This window comes from Turicibacter sp. (genome assembly GCF_017941855.1).
Lineage (GTDB): Bacteria > Bacillota_I > Bacilli_A > MOL361 > Turicibacteraceae > Turicibacter > Turicibacter sanguinis.
In genome coordinates this window covers 19,185-39,013 of sequence record NZ_JAGAVR010000122.1, presented here as the reverse complement: position 1 = coordinate 39,013, position 19,829 = coordinate 19,185, and the positions used below count along the sequence as shown (strand labels likewise).

21 protein-coding genes and 1 rRNA gene are annotated in these 19,829 nt (G+C 33.6%); 18 read left to right on the top strand and 4 right to left on the bottom strand.

Annotated elements, in window-relative coordinates; genetic code table 11:
• The first annotated feature begins 23 nt into the window (after positions 1–23).
• From rrf to tsaD, 6 genes are all read left to right on the top strand, one after another.
• Positions 24–132: ribosomal RNA gene (gene rrf / locus J6D32_RS13220) — 5S ribosomal RNA — on the top strand.
• Positions 133–257: 125 nt separating this feature from the next.
• On the top strand, positions 258–860 hold the full coding sequence (gene ytaF / locus J6D32_RS13215; RefSeq protein ID WP_155235001.1) for a sporulation membrane protein YtaF: 603 nt from the start codon (positions 258–260) through the stop codon (positions 858–860).
• A 154-nt stretch (positions 861–1,014) separates the two neighbouring features.
• Entirely contained in the window at positions 1,015–1,464 is a 450-nt protein-coding gene (gene tsaE / locus J6D32_RS13210) for a tRNA (adenosine(37)-N6)-threonylcarbamoyltransferase complex ATPase subunit type 1 TsaE (protein ID WP_129821683.1), read from the top strand.
• A complete protein-coding gene (gene tsaB, locus J6D32_RS13205) occupies positions 1,464–2,153 on the top strand; it encodes a tRNA (adenosine(37)-N6)-threonylcarbamoyltransferase complex dimerization subunit type 1 TsaB (protein ID WP_006783508.1) in 690 nt (229 codons plus the stop codon). The genes tsaE and tsaB overlap by 1 nt, the downstream gene beginning before the upstream one ends.
• Before the next feature lie 7 nt (positions 2,154–2,160).
• Complete coding sequence (rimI, locus tag J6D32_RS13200) at positions 2,161–2,592, top strand: ribosomal protein S18-alanine N-acetyltransferase (protein WP_006783507.1); 432 nt, start codon at positions 2,161–2,163, stop codon at positions 2,590–2,592.
• Between the two features lie 14 nt (positions 2,593–2,606).
• Positions 2,607–3,626, top strand: coding sequence for a tRNA (adenosine(37)-N6)-threonylcarbamoyltransferase complex transferase subunit TsaD (tsaD, locus tag J6D32_RS13195; protein WP_009606168.1), 1,020 nt, complete (start codon positions 2,607–2,609; stop codon positions 3,624–3,626).
• Between the two features lie 176 nt (positions 3,627–3,802).
• On the opposite strand, the gene J6D32_RS13190 is transcribed toward tsaD, so the two are convergent.
• Together J6D32_RS13190 and J6D32_RS13185 are read right to left on the bottom strand one after the other, a co-directional pair.
• On the bottom strand, positions 3,803–3,979 hold the full coding sequence (locus J6D32_RS13190; protein ID WP_006783505.1) for a hypothetical protein: 177 nt from the start codon (positions 3,977–3,979) through the stop codon (positions 3,803–3,805).
• Positions 3,980–4,074: 95 nt separating this feature from the next.
• Entirely contained in the window at positions 4,075–5,982 is a 1,908-nt protein-coding gene (locus J6D32_RS13185; protein WP_006783504.1) for an ABC-F family ATP-binding cassette domain-containing protein, read from the bottom strand.
• Between the two features lie 240 nt (positions 5,983–6,222).
• On the opposite strand from J6D32_RS13185, the gene J6D32_RS13180 reads away from it, so the two are divergent.
• The 7 genes from J6D32_RS13180 to acpS all read left to right on the top strand — a co-directional run bounded on the left by J6D32_RS13180 (position 6,223) and on the right by acpS (position 12,442).
• Positions 6,223–6,882: a redox-sensing transcriptional repressor Rex gene (locus J6D32_RS13180; protein ID WP_006783503.1), complete on the top strand. Its 660-nt coding sequence runs from the start codon at positions 6,223–6,225 to the stop codon at positions 6,880–6,882.
• A 331-nt stretch (positions 6,883–7,213) separates the two neighbouring features.
• Positions 7,214–7,837, top strand: coding sequence for an ECF transporter S component (locus tag J6D32_RS13175; RefSeq protein WP_006783502.1), 624 nt, complete (start codon positions 7,214–7,216; stop codon positions 7,835–7,837).
• Positions 7,838–9,049 (top strand): bifunctional phosphopantothenoylcysteine decarboxylase/phosphopantothenate--cysteine ligase CoaBC, encoded by a 1,212-nt coding sequence (gene coaBC / locus J6D32_RS13170; RefSeq protein ID WP_006783501.1) that lies wholly within the window; start codon positions 7,838–7,840, stop codon positions 9,047–9,049.
• Positions 9,043–9,813 carry a type III pantothenate kinase gene (locus tag J6D32_RS13165; protein ID WP_006783500.1) on the top strand — a complete coding sequence of 257 codons (771 nt, stop codon included), beginning with the start codon at positions 9,043–9,045 and terminating at the stop codon, positions 9,811–9,813. Before coaBC ends, J6D32_RS13165 begins: the two co-directional genes overlap by 7 nt.
• Positions 9,814–10,039: 226 nt before the next feature.
• Positions 10,040–10,327 carry a co-chaperone GroES gene (locus tag J6D32_RS13160; RefSeq protein ID WP_009606167.1) on the top strand — a complete coding sequence of 96 codons (288 nt, stop codon included), beginning with the start codon at positions 10,040–10,042 and terminating at the stop codon, positions 10,325–10,327.
• 46 nt (positions 10,328–10,373) lie between these two features.
• The gene (gene groL / locus J6D32_RS13155; protein ID WP_006783498.1) at positions 10,374–11,990 is read left to right on the top strand and encodes a chaperonin GroEL; all 1,617 of its coding nucleotides are present in this window, start codon (positions 10,374–10,376) and stop codon (positions 11,988–11,990) included.
• 101 nt (positions 11,991–12,091) lie between these two features.
• Entirely contained in the window at positions 12,092–12,442 is a 351-nt protein-coding gene (gene acpS, locus J6D32_RS13150; protein WP_006783497.1) for a holo-ACP synthase, read from the top strand.
• Positions 12,443–12,477: 35 nt separating this feature from the next.
• Here the strand turns inward: acpS and J6D32_RS13145 are convergent, their stop codons facing one another.
• Positions 12,478–12,678 (bottom strand): DUF378 domain-containing protein, encoded by a 201-nt coding sequence (locus tag J6D32_RS13145; protein ID WP_006783496.1) that lies wholly within the window; start codon positions 12,676–12,678, stop codon positions 12,478–12,480.
• 132 nt (positions 12,679–12,810) lie between these two features.
• Here J6D32_RS13145 and J6D32_RS13140 point away from each other — a divergent pair, with 132 nt between their 5' ends.
• On the top strand, positions 12,811–13,809 hold the full coding sequence (locus J6D32_RS13140; protein ID WP_006783495.1) for a LolA family protein: 999 nt from the start codon (positions 12,811–12,813) through the stop codon (positions 13,807–13,809).
• Positions 13,810–13,846: 37 nt separating this feature from the next.
• On the opposite strand, the gene J6D32_RS13135 is transcribed toward J6D32_RS13140, so the two are convergent.
• Positions 13,847–14,173 carry a hypothetical protein gene (locus J6D32_RS13135; RefSeq protein WP_006783494.1) on the bottom strand — a complete coding sequence of 109 codons (327 nt, stop codon included), beginning with the start codon at positions 14,171–14,173 and terminating at the stop codon, positions 13,847–13,849.
• A 134-nt stretch (positions 14,174–14,307) separates the two neighbouring features.
• On the opposite strand from J6D32_RS13135, the gene J6D32_RS13130 reads away from it, so the two are divergent.
• From J6D32_RS13130 to J6D32_RS13115, 4 genes are all read left to right on the top strand, one after another.
• Positions 14,308–14,988: a response regulator transcription factor gene (locus J6D32_RS13130; RefSeq protein ID WP_006783493.1), complete on the top strand. Its 681-nt coding sequence runs from the start codon at positions 14,308–14,310 to the stop codon at positions 14,986–14,988.
• A 2-nt stretch (positions 14,989–14,990) separates the two neighbouring features.
• Complete coding sequence (locus tag J6D32_RS13125) at positions 14,991–16,391, top strand: sensor histidine kinase (protein WP_055165745.1); 1,401 nt, start codon at positions 14,991–14,993, stop codon at positions 16,389–16,391.
• 155 nt (positions 16,392–16,546) lie between these two features.
• Entirely contained in the window at positions 16,547–17,704 is a 1,158-nt protein-coding gene (locus tag J6D32_RS13120; RefSeq protein WP_055165742.1) for a pyridoxal phosphate-dependent aminotransferase, read from the top strand.
• A gap of 127 nt (positions 17,705–17,831) precedes the next feature.
• Complete coding sequence (locus tag J6D32_RS13115) at positions 17,832–19,736, top strand: N-acetylmuramoyl-L-alanine amidase family protein (protein WP_055165739.1); 1,905 nt, start codon at positions 17,832–17,834, stop codon at positions 19,734–19,736.
• The last annotated feature ends 93 nt before the right edge of the window (positions 19,737–19,829 follow it).

The window sequence follows — 19,829 nt, the reverse complement described above, 5'->3', positions numbered from 1 at the left end:
TTAACGAAAGAATCTCCAAAAGGTCTAGTGACGATGGCAAGGAGGGCACACCTGTTCCCATACCGAACACAGAAGTTAAGCTCCTTAGCGCCGAGGGTAGTACGCAAGTGCGAGAGTAGGACGTTGCTGGGCCAAAGAAATAAAAAGCACTTAAATAGTGCTTTTTTTGCGTTTAAAAATTAATATAGTTATGTAAGTTCCCTACTTTCGATTTGTTCATATATTAACATGTAACATATCGAAAGTAGGGATTTATCATGTATTTTTTATCAATATTATTATTCTCTGCTGCAGTTACCTGTGATGGGTTAATCATAGGTCTCAGCTATGGAGCTAGAAAAGTTAAGATTAATTTCATGTGTAATCTTATTGTAGGTATTATTTCTTGTTTGGGAACGATGATTGGAATGTATACAGGCCAGTTATTTGATATATTTTTAGTTGAATCTGTGGCAACCTATTTAGGGAGTGTCTTATTATTCTTATTCGGATTATATATGTTTTATCAAGCTTTATATAAACAATTAAATGCAAGAAAACAAAAAGAAGCATTGATGACAAATGTAGCGGATTTAGCTGAGACGTTTGATAAAGACCACTCTAAGACAATTGAGGTAAAAGAGGCACTTATGCTTGGATTATTTTTGTGTATTAATAATATTGGGTTAGGTGTTGGTGCTTCTTTGACCGGTCTAAATATTCTACTTACTTCTATAACATGTTTAGTTTTAAGTGTCGTTTTTATAGGGGGTGGATGTCATTTAACTTATAATTTTCTTAGTGAAAAAACGGTTCAATATGCCGAATATGTAGCAAGTATAATGATTATGATTTTGGCTATATATGAATTGTTTTTTTAAGAGGATAGATATTAAATCTATCCTTTTTTTATTGAATGTAATTAATGTAAAAACTTATGCTATAATAGTTTATAGTTTATTAATTTATTTTGAAAATGTAGCAAATATAAAATCCATACTAAATTTAGTAGATATAATAATTATAGGTGATTAGATGAAGCATGTTATTAAGACACAATCAGTAGAAGAAACACAAAAAGTAGCTTATGCAATTGGAAAATGGGTTAAGCCAGGCATGATTTTAACATTGGAAGGAGACTTAGGAGCTGGAAAAACTACTTTTACTAAAGGGTTAGCTAAAGGATTGGATATTAAACGTAATGTTAATAGTCCAACATTTACGATAATTAAAGAATATCAAGGTCGGTTACCTTTATATCATATGGATGTGTATCGTTTGGAAAATGGTGCTGATGAAATTGGACTAGATGACTATCTATATGGTGAAGGAGTCTGCGTGATTGAATGGGCTAGTATGATTGAAGATTTACTACCAAATGAGCGACTAGATATTAAAATATTCCGTGATGGAGAGTTTGAGCGTCGTATTGAATTATTGCCAATCGGATCTGAATATGAAACAGTTAGTGAGGAGTTAAATTAATGTTCGTTTTAGGAATTGATACATCGAATACAATTTTATCTATTGCATTGGTTAAGGATGGTGAGACTTTAGCAGAGCTTACTGAGGCCACAAAGAATGATCATTCAAAAAAATTAATGCCAGCAATTCAAGACTTATTTAAGCAAGTACATGCTACTCCACAACAATTAGATCGTATTGTTGTTGCAGAAGGACCAGGTTCTTATACAGGTGTACGAATTGGTGTTACGGTAGCTAAGATGTTAGCATGGACATTAGAAAAAGAGTTAGTCGGGATTTCTAGCCTTGCGGTCATAGCTCGAAATATTGAAGAAGAAGGATTAATTATTCCATTATTTGATGCTCGACGTGAGACTGTATTTGCAGGTGTATATGATGGTAAAACTCATAATGTTGTTTTAGAAGATGGACACTATGAATTACGTCAATTATTGGAGCATTTAAAGGAAAGTCCTAAAACAATGTATTTCCTTGGCAATGATGTAAGTCGCTATTGGGATTTAATTGTTGAATATTTGGGAGAACAGGCAGTTCAAACGACTGATGAGGAGTTAAATATCCCACATGCGAGTATGCTTATAAAATGTGCTAAAGATGTTAAACCAGTTGAGAATATTCATTTATTTGTACCTAAATATCATCGTTTGCCTGAAGCTGAAATGAATTGGCTATTAGAACAGAAGAAGTAGGGATAGTATGATGATTAGAAAGATGAAGGAATCGGATATTTCTGTATTAAATCAAATACATGAAGAACTTTTTCATCAGAGTTTTAATTTTGTTGATTATGCAGCAGAAAAGATGTTTCATTATGGAATTGTACTAGAAGACAAAGGTGAGATTTTAGGATATTTAGTAGGCCAGTTAGTATTTGAAATGGGCGATTTATTTTATATTGCAGTTAATCCTACTAAACGTGGAAATGGATATGGATTAAAGCTTATGGATAAGTTTATTTCTGATGCGAAGTGTTTACTCGCTGAGACGATTTCTCTAGAGGTTCGTGTGAGTAATCAACCTGCCATTTCACTTTATGAAAAGTGTGGGTTTTTACGTGCGAGCGTACGAAAGAATTATTATTCAGATGGTGAAGATGCTTTATTGATGGTTTATTATTTTAATACATAGAAATGGTGGTTTGAATGAAAAAAGATGTTTTAGTATTAGCAGTAGAGAGTAGTTGTGATGAAACGAGTGTTGCTGTTGTTAAAAATGGTACTGAGATTTTAGCCAATATTGTAGCATCACAAATTAAGAGTCATCAACGCTTCGGTGGTGTTGTTCCAGAGGTTGCGAGTCGTCATCACGTTGAGAGTATAACGGGTGTATTTGAGGAAGCTTTAGAGGTGGCTAACGTAACATGGAGTGATATTGATGCGATTGCTGTGACAGAGGGTCCAGGATTAGTAGGATCATTGTTAATTGGAATTAATGCAGCTAAGGTGTTATCATTTGTTCATAATATTCCGTTAGTGGGAGTTCATCATATTGCAGGTCATATTTATGCGAATCAGTTAGTAGAACCTTTAGAGTTTCCGTTATTGGCTTTAGTTGTGTCTGGTGGTCATACTGAATTAGTTTATATGAAAGATCATTATGATTTTGAAGTGATTGGTGAAACATTAGATGATGCTGTGGGTGAGGCATATGATAAGGTTGCTCGTACGTTAAAATTACCGTATCCAGGTGGGCCTCATATTGATCGTTTAGCAGCTGAGGGTGAGGATATATATAAATTACCTCGTGTTTGGTTAGACAAAGAGGCGTATGATTTTAGTTTCTCAGGATTAAAGTCTGCGGTTATTAATACGGTTCATAATGCTACGCAACGTGGGCAAGAGATTGTTCCACAAAATTTAGCAGCAAGTTTTCAAGCGAGTGTTGTTGAGGTATTAGTAGAGAAAACGATGCGTGCTGCCCGTCAGTATGGTGTTAAACAGATTATTGTAGCTGGTGGAGTATCAGCTAATAAGGGATTGCGTCATGCACTTGAAGAGGCTGTATCGAAAAATTCTGATGTAAAGTTAACGATTCCGCCATTATCTCTTTGTACAGATAATGCAGCAATGATTGGAGCTGCCGGAACACAAGCTTATTTAAAAGGACATCGTAGTGGTCTTGATATGAATGGAATGCCAGGAATGGAATTACAATCTTTATAGTCTTTAAATCGGTATATCGAGAGGTATACCAATTTTTTTATGTTTAAATATTTAAAAAGAACAAATGAATTCTTAGTTATTGAGAGTGATTTATATTAATAGTGTAAAGGTAATTGTTTCGAGATCTCATTATATAAAAAACTCTATCTGTGTAGATAGAGTTATAGGTGGTTAGATTATTTATTTCTCGCAGCATGACGTGCACGATTAGCTTTTGCATAAGCTTCACGAGCATTTTTATAATGGATGCCTCCTTCATTATTTAATGCTTTTGCCCATTCACGATGTCCGACTTTTGTCCAATGACTTGCGATTCTGTCATAAGTGGTATTTTTATTAATTCCACGTGACATTTAGCACTCCCCCTTTTGTTACATTATATTCAGCGGATTATCGCAATATTCTAAAAATATAGAAAAAAAGTCTCGATTTTCGAGACTTTTTTTGGTTACGCTAGTGATTCCCATGTTTCCATTGCATCAGCTAATAATTGTTCAAGTTCTTCAATGCGTGATTGAACTTCCGCTGATTTTTGTGTATCAAGGTAAACTTCTTCTTTGAAGAGTTCAGCTTGATTATAAGCTAATTCTTCTTCGTATTCTGAAATTTTTGTTTCGATATCTTCTAATTGACGTTTACGTTGTTGCTCTAAGCGACGTTGCTCTTTTTGTTTTTGATAATCAGTTATGGTTGGTTCATCATTTTTCTTAGAGTTTTCGGCTTGTAGTGCTGCTTCTTTTTCAGCTAATTGTTGTTTTTTTTCAGTGTAGTCTGAATAGTTTCCAATATATGAAGTTACACCATGTGGAGTAACCTCTAAAACACGTGTCGCAATTTTATCGATGAAGTAACGGTCATGAGAGATGAAGAAGACAGTCCCTTCATAGTCTTCAAGTGATAATTCAAGCATTTCTTTACTATCAATATCTAAGTGGTTAGTCGGCTCATCGAGTAATAAGAAGTTGTTTTTTTCAAGCATGAGCTTACATAATGTGAGTCGAACTTTTTCTCCACCGGATAACTGATTAACGGTTTTAAAGACATCATCACCTGTAAATAAAAAGTTTCCAAGTAAGGTACGAATATCTTTTTCAAGTCGTCCAGGGAAACAATTCCAAACTTCATTTAAGACTGTATTGCTAGAGTTTAGGTTAGCCTGCTCTTGATCGAAATATCCCATATCTAAGCTTTTTCCATAATAGATATCTCCTTTAAGTGGGGGAAGGGTTTGTGCAACTGTTTTCAAAATAGTTGATTTTCCGATTCCATTAGGACCGATTAAAGCTACTCGATCAAGTCGATTAATTTGAAAGTTTAAATCGTCTGTAATCACCTGATTGTCGTACCCAACGCTTAAATTTTCTACTTTTAAAACGTCATTTCCACTGCGACGGTCAATTTCAAATGTGATTCCAATTGATTTATCGTTAATTTTAGGTATTTCAATACGTTCCATTTTCTCAAGTTTTTTACGTCGAGATTGGGCTTGCTTTGTCGTAGAGGCACGAACGATATTACGGCTAATGAAGTCTTCCATTTTTGAGATTTCTTTTTGTTGCTTTTCGTATTGTTTCATTAAAGAGCTATAAGCAACGGCTTTTTGGTCGATATAGTCTGAGTAATTTCCTTTGTATTTCGTACATTTTCTATATTCAATTTCATAAATAGTTGTAGCAATTTGGTCGATAAAGAAACGGTCGTGGGATACGATAACAACGGCGCCTGAATATTTTTTTAGGTATCCTTCTAACCATTCAATTGTATCAATATCTAAGTGGTTGGTTGGCTCATCGAGAATTAAGATATCTGGTTTTTGAAGTAGAAGTTTTGCTAACGCTAAGCGGGTTTTTTGTCCTCCACTTAAGTTTGAAATTTTTTGGTCAAAACCAATTTCATTGAATTTGAATCGATTTAAAATGTTATTAATTTCAGCTTCATAGGTGTAGCCACTCATTAATTCAAATTGGTGATTCATATTTTGGTATTGTTCGATAATTTTTAGGTAGGCTTCAGTTGTAGGATCAATTTCAGCCATTTTTAAACTTAATTCTTCTAATTGTTTCTTTAATTGAAGTGTTTTACTAAATACTTTTAACATTTCATTATAAATAGTATCGTCTGAATTAACATGGCTTGATTGTGCAAAATAACCAAGGATGACGCTTTGGGGTTTATGGATTTCACCTGAGTCAAAGTCAATTTCATCTGCAATCATTTTTAGTAGTGTTGATTTTCCAGCTCCATTACGTCCAACAACTGCTATGCGCTCACCCTTTTTGACTTCAAATTGGACGTTTTCAAGAATTGGCGTTCCTGAATAGAGTTTCGTCAATTTACTTGTTTGTAATAAAATCATGGTCTATCTCCTTTAAAAAGTTACGTTGTTTGAATTTAGTTTTTAAGGTTATGAGGTTATTAAAAACTCTGTGACTTTAATAATAAGTATAATGCTTAATCTCAAGATGTGCAACGGACACTAATGTAAATAAGGGACGATTTTTGAAGTAATTTAACATATAGACGTTTTATGCTCGTGACAGTATTCACATTGCATTATTTTCATGATATTATTTTAATATGGTAAAGGAGGTTTTTTATGCTATCAAATATTCCGAATGCAACAATAAAAAGATTAGCATTATACCGTCGCTGTTTCGTTGAATTAGATGAGATGGGGGTAAAACGAATTCAATCAAGCGAATTGAGCCAAAAAATTGGAATCGATTCAGCTACAATTCGTCGTGATTTTTCATATTTAGGTGAATTAGGACGCCAAGGTTATGGTTATGAAGTTAGAATTGTACTAGAAGCATTCAATAACTTGTTAAAAACAGAAGACGTTCAAAGCTGTGTTTTAATTGGGGTAGGTAACTTAGGACGTGCCTTATTAAAATATTTTAGTTCAGATAAATTCAAAAAACGCGTCTTCAGAACACCAGTTAACTTAGTTGCTGGGTTTGATACGGATGAGTCATTAGTGGGACAATGTATCGGCGATTTACCTTTATACCATTTAGATAGTTTAAAGGATTATATTGAGGAGCATAAAGTAACATATGTTATTTTAACGGTACCACCAACGGTAGCACAAGCTGTCGCTACATCATTAGAAGGATTGGGAATCAAAGGGATTTTAAACTTGTCATCAACAGTAATTAATGTGAGTGAAGAGATTACAGTTCATGAAGTTGATTTAAATATGGAACTAGAAACGTTATTCTTTTATGTATTCCAAAAAGAACAAGCGGGACGATAATTTATAAGGGATGTTATATGAGGGGGAAAAGCTTATAATCTTTAGGATTATAAGCTTTTTTATTGAATAAAAAGTGTCGAAATGACGCAAATTTTATAAGAATAAGGAGTTTTTATTATGTAAATGTAAGCGTCATAATTAATCTGTGGTTTATAATGGAAAAATCTTTTGTTTTGGTTGAAAAAAGGTTATAACCTAAGTATAATAAAAAGCGATGAGATGGGGAGAGTTGATGGTGATCATATAGACATCAATCAAATAATGACCATGGATTCAAATTTAAATTTCGATGCGTTGCATTCTTAGGAAGCGACAGTGGAGGAGAAGAAAAATGAATAGTACAAGAAAGAAAACAAAATTTTTAGTTTTACTGACAATGTTTTGTAGTATTGAGGTCGTTTTAATGTTTACACCACTTGGATTTATTCCACTTGGTCCAATTCGCGCGACAACATTGCATATTCCGGTTATTTTAGCGGGGATGTTACTTGGCGTTAAAGGTGGAGCAATAACTGGTTTAGTCTTTGGACTTGGAAGTGTGTTAATTAATACGATTACCCCAACGATTACATCGTTTGTATTTACTCCGTTTTATTCATTGGGTGAGTATCACGGGAATTTAATGAGTTTAGTCATCGCAATTGGCCCACGTGTATTACTTGGAGTCATGAGTGCATTGTTATATACTTGGTTTAAGAAACGAAATCATAATGTTGCAGGTAGTGCTGTTACGGCATTGGTCTGTACGATTATGCATAGTGTTTTAGTTTTAGGTATGATTTATTTATTCTTTGGTCCAAGCTATGCAGCGGCTAAAGGGGTAGATGTTTCAGAATTATTTGTGCTTTTAATGGGACTTATCACAACAAATAGTGTGTTAGAAGCAATTTTAGCCACTGTTGTAACGACACCATTAGTTAAGGTATTAGAGCCGATGATGAAGAAGGTGATGTAATTGAGCAAAAAGACGATTGTCTTAGGTGTCACGGGCGGTATTGCAGCATTTAAAAGTGCTCAGATTGCTAGTAATTTATATAAAAAGGGCTATGATGTCCATGTGATTATGACTAAAAATGCAACCGAGTTTATTCAGCCGTTAACATTTGAAACGTTAACTCATAATCGAGTATCAATTGATACGTTCGATCGTAATTTTGAGTATAATGTGAATCATATTTCATTGGCACAACGAGCAGATTTATTTGTAGTGGCTCCAGCATCAGCAAATTGTATTGCTAAGTTTGCTCATGGATTAGCAGATGATATGTTATCAACAACATTTTTAGCAGCGTCTTGTCCTAAATTAATTGCACCTGCAATGAATACGGGAATGTTAACTAATCCTATTACACAACGAAATATCAAGATGTGTAAAGAAGCTGGTATGCAATTTATTGAATCAGGCAGCGGTTATTTGGCTTGCGGTGATATTGGTGCCGGAAGATTAGCTGATGTAGATGATATTATGGATGCTATTGAATGGGCAATCGTTAAAGAAAAGCCACTTGAAGGAGTCAAGGTTGTTGTAACGGCAGGTCCTACACAGGAAGATTTAGACCCGGTTCGGTTTATTACGAATCACTCAAGTGGAAAAATGGGGTATTCAGTAGCCCGCGCAGCTAGAAATTTAGGAGCAAATGTAACGTTAATTTCAGGTCCGGTTAATTTAAGAAAGCCAGTGGGAATTGAAGTTATTAACGTTCGTACGGCAACGGAAATGTTTGAAGTATTCGATTCATTAAAGTCTCAGTATGATATTTTAATTAAATCAGCAGCTGTTTCAGATTACGGTGTTGAATCTGTTGCAAATCAAAAGTTGAAAAAATCTGGTGATCGATTGACTTTAGAATTTGTTATGAATCAAGATATTTTAGCTTATGCTGGTCAACATAAATTACCGCATCAAGTGGTTTGTGGATTCGCAATGGAGACTGAAAATTTAGTCGAGTTTGCGACTAAAAAATTAATAAATAAGAAAGCTGACATGATTGTTGCTAATCAGTTAACAGATGAAGGTGCAGGCTTTAATAAAGATACAAATTTAGTTACATTTATTACGGAATCGAACTGTGAGAAGCTTGATTTAATGAGTAAAGAGGCAGTTGGATATGAGATTTTAAGTCGTCTGATGACGATGTTAATGGAGAAAAGAGGAGAAGTATGTTAGTTGTTATTGACGTAGGAAATACAAACATTACATTAGGTGTGTATAATCAAGATGAGCTAATTGCTAATTTTCGATTAACAACTAAGATGCAAAGAACGTCAGATGAGTTTGGAATTACGATTTTGTCGTTTTTCCGTACGAAGGATATTAACCCTTTATCGATTGAAGCTGTCTTAATTTCTAGTGTTGTGCCGAAGGTTATGCATTCTTTAACTAATGGAATTCGTAAGTATTTTAACTTAGAGCCGATGATTGTAGGTCCTGGCGTGAAAACAGGTATTTCGATTAAAACAGAAAATCCAAAAGAGGTTGGAGCAGACCGAATTGTAGATATCGCAGCCGCTTATCATATTTATGGAGGACCTGCGCTAGTGATTGATTTCGGAACGGCGACAACGTATGATTATGTTAATGAATTTGGAGAATTTGAGTTTGGCGTAACTTCACCTGGAATTGAAATTTGTGCTCAAGCATTATGGACTCAAGCTGCTAAATTACCAGAGATTGAAATCAAAAAGCCTGAGTCAATTGTGTGCCGAAATACAATTACAAGCATGCAAGGTGGACTTGTCTTTGGATATATTGGACAAACTGAATATATTATTAAAAAGGTTAAAGAGCAAGTTGGCAAGGATCTTAAGGTTATTGCAACTGGGGGTCTTGGTCGAATTATTTTTAATGAAACGGATATGATTGATGTTTATGATCCAGATTTAGGATTTAAGGGAATGAAAATCATCTATCAAAAGACAAAACAAAATTAGAGAAATAAAAAGTTAGGAAGATTTTAAATCGTTCTAACTTTTTTCATTTCTCGACAAGTAGCATTTTAATAATTGGAATGCTCAATAAAATTAAGCATATTTATGGAAAGAGTGACTATAATAAATAGGAATTTGGTTTTTATCTATTGCCAATATTTATTAGTATTTGTATAATCAACACAGTAGCACTCTTACATCTTGAGTGCTAAAACGAGGAGGGAACATTATGTTAAAACCACTGAATAATCATGTTGTACTTGAAGTTGTAGAAGTTGAACTAACAACGGCAAGTGGAATTATTCTTTCAAGAGAAGCTGCAAAGCCAAGTCATTCTGAAGGTGTTATTTTGGCTGTGGGAGAAGGGCGTATTCTTGATAATGGACAACGTTTACCACTTGATGTTATGGTGGGACAACGTGTTATCTATAATGGATTTGGTGGAACTAAGGTCAACCATCAAGGGAAGGATTTAGTGATTGTTTCATCTGAGGATATTTTAGCAATTGTTGAATAATTGATATTAAAATAGTTTAAATATAGGTGATAAGGGAGGAATTTTAATGGCAAAAGAAATTTTATTTGCTGAAGATGCTCGTCGTGCGATGATTCGTGGTGTGGATAAGTTAGCTGATACAGTAAAAGTAACGCTTGGACCTAAAGGAAGAAATGTAATCCTTGAGCAAAAATTTGGAGCACCTCAAATTATTAATGATGGGGTTTCGATTGCAAAGGAAATTGAACTTGAGGATAAGTTTGAAAACATGGGAGCTCGTTTAGTGGCTCAAGTAGCAAGTCGTACGAATGATGTAGCAGGTGATGGGACAACGACGGCTACGGTTTTAGCACAAGCTATGATTCGTGAAGGAAATAAAAATATTGTAGCAGGTGCAAATCCAATGACGATTCGTCGTGGAATGGAACGCGCTGTTAAGGTTGCGGTTGAAGCATTAAAATCGGCTTCTAAACCGATTGAAGGAAAAGAATCGATTGCTAATGTTGCAGCTATTTCTGCAGCTGATGAGGAAATTGGTAAGTTAATTGCAGAAGCAATGGAACGTGTTGGAAATGATGGTGTGATTACATTAGAAGAGTCTAAAGGATTCGAAACAACAATGGATATTGTTGAAGGAATGCAATTTGATCGCGGATATTTATCATCATATATGGTAACTGATACAGATAAAATGGAAGCAATTTTAGATAATCCATATATTTTAGTGACGGATTCAAAAATCTCGACTTTACAAGATATTTTACCAATTCTTGAACAATTAGTTCAAACAGGTCGTCCAATGGTGATTGTGGCAGATGATGTTGAAAATGAAGCGTTGGCAGCTTTAGTTGTAAATAAGTTACGTGGAACATTTAATGTTGTAGCGATTAAAGCTCCTGGATTTGGAGATCGTCGTAAACGTATGCTTGAAGATATTTCAATTTTAACGGGTGCAGAGTTAATCACTGAAGAGCTAGGATTAGAGTTAAAAAATACAACTCTTGATCAATGTGGTCATGCAGGACGTGTTATTGTAACAAAAGATCATACAACGATGGTTGAAGGTGCCGGATCACAAATTGATATTCAAGCTCGTATTGCTCAAATTCGTGCAGAACTTGAAAATACAACGTCTGAATTTGATCGTGAAAAATTACAAGAACGTTTAGCAAAACTTTGCGGTGGAGTTGCGGTTATTAAAGTAGGTGCTGCAACTGAAACAGAATTGAAAGAGCGTAAATTACGTATCGAAGATGCGTTAAATGCAACACGTGCAGCGGTTCAAGAAGGAATTGTTGCTGGTGGTGGAACAGCCTATATGAATATTTATAATGAAGTAGCTCGAATTGATGCTAAAGGTGATGAAGCGACAGGAGTTAAAATTGTTTTAAAGGCATTAGAAGCTCCAGTACGCCAAATTGCTGAAAATGCAGGAATCGATGGATCAGTTATTGTGTATCGATTAAAAGAATTAGAAACTGGATTTGGATATAATGCGGCAACTGATGAGTTTGTTGATATGTTCAAAGCTGGAATTGTTGACCCAACAAAAGTAACACGTTCAGCACTTCAAAATGCGGCAAGTATTTCTGCTTCATTCTTAACAGCAGAAGCTGCAGTTGTTGAAATTGAAAAGCCACAGGCCGCACCTGCAATGCCTGAAATGGGTGGAATGCCATACTAATTATTTAGCTTTATAAAAGAGAGAATCAATTGTTTGATTCTCTCTTTTTGTTTAAAGTTAACATGAGGTATAATAAAAGAAAAATACAGGGAGGATCTGAAATGTTGAAAGGAATTGGAACAGATATTGTTGAGATTAATCGTATCAGTTCTTTAAATCATAAAGAAAGATTTGTTAAAAAGTTACTAAGCAATGATGAGTATCAACTATTTTTAAATTTTAAATCTGAGAAAAGACAACATGAGTTTTTAGCCGGACGCTGGGCAGTAAAAGAAGCGTTATATAAGGCTCTTGGAACTTACTGTGATGGCAAATCATATACTGAGTTTAGTATTTTAAATGATGAAAATGGAAAACCATATTTAGATAAGCCTCAGTTAGAAGACATTCATTTGAGTTTAAGTCATTGCGAACAATATGCAGTGGCATTTGTTGTTGTAGAATCAAATTAAAACCAGTTGCCTATCAGTGCAACTGGTTTTAATTATTAGTCATTTCTACTAGAGAAGAGTAGAGCAATATTTATAAGTCCTGCGATTCCAACTAATCCATAAATAACTCTTGAAATAATTGCTGTTTGCCCACCAAATAAGTAAGCAACTAAATCAAATTCAAAAAATCCAATTAGTCCCCAATTTATTGCACCAATAATTGTTAGAACTAATGCAATACGCTGAATAATAGCCATCTTCGATGCTCCTTTCGTTTTGAATATTATTAGTATTTAATTAATATGGTAGTTTTATGTATTAGAAAGCATAAATTAAATATCGAATTCATATTATTTATTGAAATGAACTTAATAAAGAGGTGGATAGCGATGAAGAAATTATGTTTAGTGTTCGCAGTAATGCTTACCGTGCTATTAGCAGGATGCGGAGAAATGTCACAGCAAGACGTCGTAGATAAGTTAACAAGTAATCTCGACGATGCGAAGTCTTATTATGCAACTGGGGTTATGGAAGTTGATAATAATGGACAAATGTATCAATACAACGTAGAAGTGGCTTACCAACAACCAAATTACTACAAAGTAACATTGAAAAATGAAACAACTAACAATGAACAAATCATCTTAAAAAATGACGATGGAGTTTATGTTTTAACACCAGCGTTAAACAAACAATTTAAATTCCAAAGTGATTGGCCATTATCAAGTTCACAAGTGTATTTATATCAATCATTATTATCAGATATCTTAAATGATACTGAAACTTCATTCTTATCTGAAGACGATTGCTATACATTTGAGACAGTAGCTAATTATCATGGAAATCGTGATTTAACAACACAAAAAGTGGTGTTTGATAAAAAATCATTAACACCAACTGAAGTGTATGTGATGGATGCGGAGGGAACACCACGCGTTTCAATGAAATTTACATCATTCAAATTTAATGAGGATTTAGCTGATGGATATTTTGATTGTCAACAAACAATGGAGTATTCTCAAGAAACAATGGGCGAAGGTGTAATTAACACATTAACAGGTGAATTGTATCCTTCATATTTACCAGAGGGAACAACTCTTTCAAATAAACAATCAATTGAAACTGAAATGGGTGAACGTATTATTATGACGTTCGATGGAGATAAAGACTTCACAATGATTCAAGAACCAGCTTCTTATTCAGAAACTGGTAATCTTGAAACAGTGGCAGGAGAGCCTGTTTTAATTAACGGAACAATTGGAGCTTTAAGCGACAATTCAATTACTTGGGTTGATCGTGGAGTAGAGTTTTTCTTAGTTTCTGAAACATTAGAAGAAGATGAATTAGTATCTGTTGCTTCTTCTATGACTAGTTATTTTGAAAAATAAGAGTTAAAAGAAGGACTGCCTAGGCAGTCCTTTTAAATTAATTAAATAAGTTTGAGAGATAGTTAATTAAATCGAATTGAAACAAGTCGTTCTTTTCAATAATTTTACAATTTGGAAAATCAGTTTGCAAGGCTTTAATATAATCATCATCTTTTTCTGATATGACGATTTCACATGTATTGTTAACAGAATGAGATGTCATTTCGGTTGAATAAGAATTAGAATAAATTTGATTTTGCTGATGACTATTTATTTTTAAATCTTTTGAGTGCAGTTGATAGAATATGATGCAAATAAAAAGGATACTACTAATAGATAAGATATAGCCAAGTATCTTTTTAATTGGATATTGATTGTTTTTCATGTTGAATACTCCATTCTGAAAAAAAGCTATATATTATATTAATAAAAAAAACTATGTTTTTCGTGTGTACAAAATGTATTCATTTATGTTAAATTTTAAATAGATTATTTTGTTCACTATTGGAGAGTGTTGAGATGAGTATTAGATATAAAGTATTAGTAGCAGAAGATGAAGTGAAAATTAGAGAGATTTTAGTTGATTTTTTAGGCGATTATTTTGAAGTAATTGAAGCGAAAGATGGGGAGGAAGCTTTACGTTTATTTCATTCACAACAAATTGACTTAGCATTATTAGATTTAATGATGCCAGGAAAAGATGGCTTTTCAGTATTAAAAGAGATTAGATCGGTTTCTAAGGTTCCAATTATGATTTTAACAGCACGTTCAAGTGTTGAAGATCAAGTGAAGGGTTATGATTTAAAAGTTGATGATTATATTACTAAGCCTTTTGAAAATAAAATTTTATTAGCAAAAATTAATCGATTATTGGCTCGTACGAATGAGGAAGATGAAGTAACAACTTATGAGTTAGCTTTTGATGGACTTGTCGTTAATAAGTTATCACGTACAGTACGTATCGATAATGAGTTAATTGATTTTAGACCAAAAGAATTTGATTTACTTGTCTTTTTAATTGAAAATCATCGTATTGCACTAGATCGCGATCGCATTTTAGATGCGGTATGGGGGATTGATTATTTTGGCGATACTCGTGTAGTCGATACACATATTAAAAAAATTCGTAAAAAACTAGGAAATTACGCACGATATATTCATACTGTTTTTGGGGTTGGATATAAGTTTGAGGTGATCTAGTTTTGCGTTTAGCGACTAAAATCTTTTTATTATTATTCGGATTATTTTTTGCGACGATTAGTTTAGATATTGCGGCTCAATATTATTTTTATGATTTTGCTTATCCAAGTTATAAACAAAATCAGATTTATCAGTTGGTTTATGAAATTAAAGAAGATATGCTAAATATTGATTTTTATTCGCCGGAGTTTATTTCATATTTAAATGATGTGAAGGATAATCATTTAGTAGAGTATGATATTTATAGCCCGACGACGACTCAACTGAATTTAGATCGATTAGCTGAGAATGATATTTTCTTTGAATCTTCTAGAGTTGAGAATGTGACGTCATTTCATTATTATACGACGGTAACGTTTAAAGAAGGTCAACAATTGATTTTAAAGTTTACCTATTCATTACAAGTTTTAGGGGAGATGTTAGCCGTTTTTACAAACTATTATATTTTTATTTTTATGATTTTAGCAATTTTAGTTTTAGTATTTGCGATTTGGTTAACCGAGCATATTACAAAGCCATTATTGCATATGAAGCGGGTTACAACGAATATTGCGAATATCGATTTTTCTGAGAAGTGTCAGGTTAGTTCTGATGATGAGTTAAAGGATTTAGCAACAAATATTAATGTGATGAGTGATAATCTTCATAATACGTTAAGTGAGTTAAAGGCAGCTAATGAAAGACTAAAGGATGATATTGCAAGAGAACGTGAATTTGAGCAGATGCGATCTAATTTCTTTGCGACGATTTCACATGAATTAAAGACGCCGTTGACGATTATTAAGGGGATTGCGAATCGCGTTAAATCAAAGCCTTTGACTAAAGATGAGATGACCGTTCAGGTTGATTCAATTATTGAAGAAGTCGATCGTATGACGATGATGGTTCAGGATACGCTTAATTATATGCGAATGGAATCGAAGCCGGATGAGTTAGATTTAAGTAGTTTTAATTTGAAGATGTTGGTGGAGCATGTTCATAAGAAGATGAGTCATTTAGCTGAGGAGAAGCATTTAAATGTGTTGACTGATTTAGATGATGTTTATGTTGAGGCAGATTCTGATCAGATTATGACCGTTGTAATGAATCTTTATTCGAATGCAATTCGGTATACTTCTTCTGATGAGGCGATTTATATAACGATTGAGCGTTATGATAAAACGGCACGTTTTGAAATTGAGAATACAGGGATTTTTATTCCTGAAAATGAGTTAGATTTAATTTGGGAGCCATTTTATCGTTTAGAAAAGTCTCGTAATCGTGATAGTGGTGGAACAGGACTTGGATTATTGATTGTGAGTAAGATTTTAGAGTTGCATCAAAGTAATTACGGCGTTATGAATACGGAGCGGGGAGTTAAATTCTATTTTGAATTAAATATTGATCCTGATTTTGATGAATAATGAATCTAAAATTGATGCTCAGTTTGAGTCTTAAATTTCATATCAAGTTTGTATAATGTAGTTAACATTTTAAAAAAATAGTCATGAGCATGAGCTTATGACTATTTTTTGTTTTTGAGTCATATAGTTTAGTTATAGAGGAGGGAGATAAATCAATGAAGATGAGAGTAAATGAAAGGTTGAATACGGTCCATCCTTCGATTATCAGGGAAATGAAGAATTTAGCAGATTCCTATGATGATGTCGTTGATTTTACACTTGGGGAGCCTCATTTATTTCATGAGACGTATGAGTTAATCCGCAAGGATTTACATCGTCGTTTGTTGAAAGATTCGTTAGGGTATGCGAATTTTTTTGGAGTTCCTGAGTTGAAAGAAGCACTGTTAGCATATTGTAAGGAAAAATTTCATCAAGAGTATACGATGGATGAAATGATTATTACAAGCGGTGTTTCAGAATCGATTAGTGCTGTTTTGAAGGTTATTCTTGAGGAGGGGGATGAGGTAATAGTTTTTAATCCCTCATTTGTACTTTATCAAAGTAATACTGAGATGAATGGTGGTACAGTTGTTCCTTACGATATGTTATCAACAAGTATGAGAATTGAAAAAGAGAAGTTATTAAGTTTGATCACAGATAAGACGAAGGCTATCATTTTAAATTCGCCTTGTAATCCAACAGGAAAGTTGATGACTGAATCAGATTTGGCATGTATTTATGAGTGCATTAAAGATAGACCGATTTTTGTGATTTCTGATGAGATTTATAGAGAGCTTTTGTTTGATAATCAAGAGTATCCATCTATTAGTCAATATCATGATTTGCGTAATCGATTGTTTGTGATGAATGGTTTATCGAAGTCTTTTGCGATGACGGGGTGGCGAGTTGGGTATGTGATGGGACCGCGTCACTATATGAAATTAGTTGGGTTGGTACATCATAATATGGTAGCATCGGTTAGCACGGTTTCTCAGTATGGGGCTATCGAGGCTTTAAAGCATCCGGAGATTGTGGATAATATTAGGTCTTATTATAAGAGAAATCGTGATTATGCATATGAGAATCTGAAGCCTTATTTTAAGAATATTGTGAGACCTGATGGAGCTTTTTATTTGTATTTAGATGCGAGTGAGTATGGATTGTCTTCAAAGGAGTTTGCGATTAAATTATTAGAAAATGAAAAGGTGGCACTTGTTCCAGGAATCGCATTTGAGGTAGAGGATTCTGGCTATGTTCGTTTATCTTATTGTTGTGATTATAATGTTTTGAAAGAAGGGATAAGAAGAATTCAAAATTTTAGAAATATCTTGTAAAAACACGTATGATTTCCTTTTTTGTGATAAAATATTGTCGGACTTCATTTGATTGGGTAAGATTATTGATTTTTAGAAAACACTAATTGAAGTAAAAAAAGAGATTGTATTTGAAAGAGTGAAGAGAATGACAAATTATCAATATAGAGGAAATACATATAGAAAGAAGAGAGTAGTAAAGCGAAGAAGAATTAATAAAGTACGTTTTAGTATTTTTATTTTAATTTGTTTATTTCTTATTTTGAGTTTATTCTTTGGGATAAAAGCTTTGTTAACAGATAAGGTACCGGTTCAGTTCGCGATAACAAATGATTTAAATGAGGAAGTAGGAGCTAGTTCATTTAATTTAACGATGAGTTGGGAAGCATTAGATGTAGAGCAATATAAAGATATTGTTATTAAAGTCAATGATGAAGTGTATCAGTTAGATTCAAGTCAAACGACATTTGAAGTTGAACTTGAGCAACCTGAAACAGCGTATCATATTGAGTTTAAAGCAAAGAAAAAAGGGCTAGCCTTTTCGAATACATTGAAAAAGACGATTACAACACAAAAAGATAATCAACGATTTACTCAATCGATTGAAAATTTTTTGATGGATGACAATGGGCTGACGTTTGATCATGTTTTAAATCAACAAGAACTAAAAAGTTTAAATTTAAAATCATTAAGCTATCAATTAATTTCTTCTAAAGAAGAAGTGTTAGAATCGTTTATTCCAAAGGAAATGAATAAAGAAGGGGATACGCTTCGTATTAAAGTTGAGATTCCAATTGTATCTTTAGAGGAATATCATGCTTTATCTCTTGTTTTTAGTGGGGAACAATCAGGGGTTATTTTTACATCAACTGTTCAAGATGAAGATGCTAAAACAACACTGAATCATTCAACTCAGGGTGCCTTAACGCCAACATTTGAAGGGAAAGATTTAATCCTAATTAATGAGCAATTAGAGCATTATGATTATGTTGAGCATAACTTTTATGCAGAGTCATTACATGTTAAGGTGAATACGCCAGCTGAAACGATTGAAACTTATCAATTAGTTAATCATGAAGGTGTAGAAGTTGTTAATGAAAAGTATGAAAGTGAGACAAATAAAGGAATTCAGTTAGCAAATTTAGAAGCAGGGCGATATTATTTATATTTTAATAATGAACCGATTTATACACATGAAAAAGTGTTTGATGAATGGTATACGATTCAAAGAGATGGCATTGCAAAGCATATCGAAGTTAAGACGTACCAAGGAATGCTAGCTATTGATGTGAAAGATGTGACTGAGTTACCAGAGGGTGTCTATGATATTTTAATAGATCCAGGGCATGGTGGATTGGATACAGGAACAGCATTCAATAATTTATTAGAAGCAGAAGAAGTACTTAAAATTGCAAACTATATTACGTCTCGTTTAGAAGATCATGGATTGAAAGTTAAGATGACGAGAACGGAAGATCTAGATCCAGCTGGAAAAGGAAACTTTGATTATAATGAATCTCCTTATTATGAAGAGGGGCGAGTTGAACAGGCGTATCAATACCAACCTAAATACATGATTTCAAATCATTTAAATTCTTATGATAAATCATTAGAAGGGTTTGAAGTTTATACGCCAGTTTCTGCGACCAATGAATGGGGAGAACTTGTAGCTTCTGCTTTAACTGCAGCAGGTCAGGGTCCACGAGATTCAGAAAAAAGTGAGTTTAGAGTGTCAGAGGGATCTTATAAAAAGTACTATTTATGTAAAGATTCTGACTATGTAACGACATATGGTTGCCAAAATGATTATATGGATTATTTATATATTATTCGTGAAACAGGTGGAAAAGCGACACAAGCTTCTACTTTATTAAAGTATAATGATAATTATAAAGCTATTCCAAACTATGGTCCTGAAACCATGTTAATTGAATATGCTTATATCGATAATGTGAAAGATAGCAATGAATGGAAGGCTAATTATGAGAAGTGGGGAGAAGCTGTGGTTAAAGCGACACTCCAATATTTAAATGTCCCATACAAATCAAAATAATTAAATGGGGACCTTTAGATACTGGAGGTCCCCTTTTTATCAAGTTAGTACTGAATAAAAATAGGATAATCAAATGATAATTGATTATAGATT